The following is a 511-nucleotide window of genomic DNA, read 5'->3' as shown; positions in this document are numbered from 1 at the left end:
AGCTGACCTTTGATGCGAACACGGTCAGCTACACGAACAATAATGACGGCAGTTATACTTTTACGAATGATAACGGGGAGAGCTTAACAGTTGATATCATCAATGAAGTAGCGACCGATATCCAAAACCAGGGTGATGTTTACAATGAGATCATCAATTTGTTGGAGGCCAACAGTGATGTACTGGTAGATAATGGCGATGGCACTTTTACCCATACTGCGGTAGATGGAACACAGCTGACCTTTGATGCGAACACGGTCAGCTACACGAACAATAATGACGGCAGTTATACTTTTACGAATGATAACGGGGAGAGCTTAACAGTTGATATCATCAATGAAGTAGCGACCGATATCCAAAACCAGGGTGATGTTTACAATGAGATCATCAATTTGTTGGAGGCCAACAGTGATGTACTGGTAGATAATGGCGATGGCACTTTTACCCATACTGCGGTAGATGGAACACAGCTGACCTTTGATGCGAACACGGTCAGCTACACGAACAATAA

Annotated in this window: 1 protein-coding gene; it reads left to right on the top strand. The window is 43.4% G+C overall.

Annotated elements, in window-relative coordinates:
- Positions 1 to 511, top strand: a 511-nt coding sequence (locus FVB9532_RS19620) for a hypothetical protein (protein WP_228482406.1), incomplete at both ends; no start/stop codon positions are given.

Source organism: Mesonia oceanica (assembly GCF_902499555.1).
In the GTDB taxonomy this organism is placed as follows: Bacteria; Bacteroidota; Bacteroidia; order Flavobacteriales; family Flavobacteriaceae; genus Mesonia; species Mesonia oceanica.
Note: the sequence above shows the minus strand (reverse complement) of the source record. Positions and strands in the feature narration are given on the sequence as shown.